Annotated in this window: 2 protein-coding genes; one reads left to right on the plus strand and one right to left on the minus strand. The window is 67.0% G+C overall.

The annotated features are described in order from the left end of the window. Positions 1–111: 111 nt before the first annotated feature. Entirely contained in the window at positions 112–510 is a 399-nt protein-coding gene (locus ACWDNY_RS31215; protein ID WP_451649174.1) for a hypothetical protein, read from the minus strand. A 1,175-nt stretch (positions 511–1,685) separates the two neighbouring features. Here ACWDNY_RS31215 and ACWDNY_RS31220 point away from each other — a divergent pair. Further along, positions 1,686–3,368, plus strand: a complete 1,683-nt coding sequence (locus ACWDNY_RS31220) for a carbohydrate binding domain-containing protein (RefSeq protein WP_451649175.1) — start codon at positions 1,686–1,688, stop codon at positions 3,366–3,368. The last annotated feature ends 183 nt before the right edge of the window (positions 3,369–3,551 follow it).

Here is a 3,551-nt window from a genome sequence, read left to right on the forward strand (position 1 = left end):
ACGCGATCCCCGTAACTACCTGGCCTTTCTCGGCCTCGCCGCCGCCCTGTGTTGCTACAAGCGACTGCTCCGCCTCACCACATAGGACACGGTCTTAGTGGCCCTCATCCTTCACGCCGCGCTCGGCTTCCAAACCTTGACCGAGAAATCGATGTACGGAGCGCTGTAACCCGGCGCATAAACCTTGACAACCTTAGCTGCTACGACGCGCCCTTCCTCAGTTACCGCGCAAAGGGTAGCTCCTGCAACCAGCCCCGTCTCCTTAGCATTACCGAGGGCATCCATGCGAGCGCTCGTCCAAGGGGCGGAACCCGTCGCATCCATACACGATTCCATCGTGGCACCTACATTCGGCTTCAAAACTCCGAATTGCCGCTCATTCATAGCGCGAAGATCGCCATTGCTCGCATCGATGTATGACAGGTCGAGCTTGGCCTGTTCCTCTTCGGGCAGCGCCTCGAAGGCTTCGCCACTGATTGCTCGCGCCCAGCCGTGCGCATCGAAGTCCACGTACAGCGGGGTGTCAGGCTGGTTCAGCCTGAGGTTGCTCTCCCGCTCGACAGAGTAGATAGGGCTGGCGGACGGACTCGGAGAGGATGAGTCCTGGTTCTGCGGCGGGTTCGCCTGTGCACCCTGGGACCCACTACCGCCACCCGCCGCTCCCGTCAGCGCAGGCGTGGAGATTGCGCCCGGATTTCCCCCCTGTGAGCTTGCGCCGGTGTTCCCGCCCTGCGAACCGCCGAAGTGAAAGACCAGTGGCACAGTGACAACCGCAGCAACGAGAACAACAGCTAGAGCAATCCAAACAACTGTTCGGCCAGCCCGCTTCCCTGAACTCGACGTTCCCTCGAACTCGTACTCCCCCGCCCGCAGGAAGCCGGACCACTTGAACCGATGTCGATCGCCTGACCCTGGGGGCGTCTCTCCCGGGGTCACCTGGTGCTCCATGCCCGTCTCCTCGCAGCGAAACTCCCGGCAAGCACAGAGTGCTCGCCCCGCGCTCCAGCAACGCTGGAGCAGCGTAGCGAACCATGCGATGCCATGGCGCAGGTCTGTGACAGATAGTCACATGAGGCCCTGAGCATCGCCAAACGACCTGATGACGACCCGTAGGGCTTCGCCCCGTTAACCTCGATCTTTCGTGAGGGTCCGCCGACGGAGTCGGTAGACCCTTTCGCTTTCCGGAGCTGATGGGGGCAGGCCGGCGGCCGGGCTGTCGCGTCGGGTGGGCGCCGGGTTCCACTGTCCGGGGCGGGTGATGCTGTCGTCGGGGGTCAGGGGCACTTTCTGCTTTCCTGACCGCCTGCCGGACAGCCCGCTTCATGAAAGCGCGAGGCTAGGCTCCGTCTTCAAGGATCATCGGGTTGGTGGATCACGGTGCCGTGGCGCGCCATCACGAACTCACTGATCAGGAGTGGGAGTTACTTGCTCCGTTGATACCCCGGGCGGCAACGGGTCGGCCTCTCGCGGAGGACCGGCGGGTCATCAACGGGTTCCCGCTATGGGCAAGATCTGTTTGAAGACGGGCCCCAGGAGCTGTCCGGCCCACACCACCGGTATGGACCAATCCGTACCCGCCCCTTGACACCCGGGATTGGTCCATACCAACTTGGTTGCGCACTCTCTCGCACACTCCCCACACCTCTGTGCCCTCCCGAACACCCCCATTCCCCAAGGGAGATCGCGTGCGCAACACACCCGGACGCCACAGACGCAGGCTCCTCGCCCTGCTCGCCTCCGCCGGCCTGGCCCTCGCCGGGGCCGTCGCCCTTCCCGGCACCGCCCACGCCGCCAACGTCCTCACCAACCCCGGCTTCGAGTCGGGCGGTCTGTCCCCGTGGTCCTGCACGGGCAACCTCGGCTCGGTCGTCTCCTCCCCCGTCCACAGCGGCTCCAAGGCCCTGGCGGGCGCGGTGAGCGCCAGCGACATCGCCCAGTGCCGGCAGACGGTCGCGGTCCAGCCGAACACGACGTACCGGCTCAGCGGCTGGGTCCGCGGCTCCTACGTCTACCTCGGCGTGGACGGCGGCCCCTCGACGTGGACGTCGTCGCCGTCCGCGTACAGCCAGCTGTCGGTCTCCTTCACCACCGGCGCCTCCCAGAACAGCGCCACCGTCTACGTGCACGGGTGGTACGCGCAGGGCACCTACTACGCCGACGACATCGGCCTCGACGGCCCCGGAGGCGGCGGTTCGGACACTCAGGCGCCGACCGCTCCCACGGGACTGGCGTCCACCGGCCGGACCTCGTCGAGCGTGTCGCTGAAGTGGAACGCGTCGACGGACGACGTGGGCGTCTCCGCCTACGACGTCTACAGCGGCGGCAACCGGGTGCTGAGCGTCTCCGGGACGACGGCCACGGCCGGCGGCCTTTCGCCGAGCACGGCATACACGTTCACCGTGCGGGCACGGGACGCGGCCGGCAACGTCTCCGCGGCGTCCAACGCCGTCACCGTCACCACGGACGCCGGCACCGGCGGCGGCACCGGCTTCAAGCAGGCGGCCCCGTACCTGTACCTCGGCTGGGGCGACCCGCCCAGCGCCACCTCGGTGATGAGCGCGACCGGGACCAAGTGGTACACGATGGCGTTCATGCTGGACTCCGGCGGCTGCAACCCCGCCTGGGACGGCAGCCGGCCGCTGACCGGCGGCACGGACCAGAGCGTCATCAACCAGATCCGCTCCGCCGGCGGTGACGTCGTCCCGTCCTTCGGCGGCTGGCAGGGCAGCAAGCTCGGCGCCAACTGCTCCTCCGCGAGCGCGCTCGCCGCCGCACTGCAGAAGGTGATCGACGCCTACGGCCTGAAGGCGATCGACATGGACATCGAGAACACGGACGAGTTCGAGAACGAGGCCGTGCAGGCGAAGATCCTCACCGCGCTGAAGACGGTCAAGGCGAACAACCCGGGGCTGAAGACGATCATCACCTTCGGCACCACGACGACCGGGCCGACCTACTACGGCAACCGGCTCATCGAGCAGGCCAAGTCGCTGAACGCGGACATCGACGTCTTCACCGTCATGCCCTTCGACTTCGGCGGCGGCGCGGACATGTACGGCAGCACCGTGAACGCGGCCGAGGGACTGAAGGCCAAGCTGAAGTCCACGTTCGGCTGGGACGACGCGACCGCGTACGCCCACATCGGCATCTCCGGCATGAACGGCCTGTCCGACCAGCAGGAGAACACCACGCCGGCGATCTGGACCCAGATCCGCGACTGGGCCAACAGCCGGCACATCGCCCGGCTCGCCTTCTGGTCGGTCAACCGCGACCGGCCGTGCCCGGGCGGCGGGGTCACCAGCAACTGCTCCGGCATCAGCCAGAGCAACTGGCAGTTCACCTCCATCACCGCCGGCTTCACCGGCTGACACCACGGAAGTCCCCCGGGTTCCGGTCCGGGGGACTTTTTTTCGGGCCGGGGTGTATCAGGGCCCGGATCACCGACTCTCAAAGGCGAGGGGAACGGGGGAACGGGGGAACGGGGGAACGGGGGAACGGGGGAACGGGGGAACGGGGGAACGGGGGAACGGGGGAACGGGGGACCGGGGGAA

The organism is Streptomyces sp. NPDC003697, from assembly GCF_053587115.1.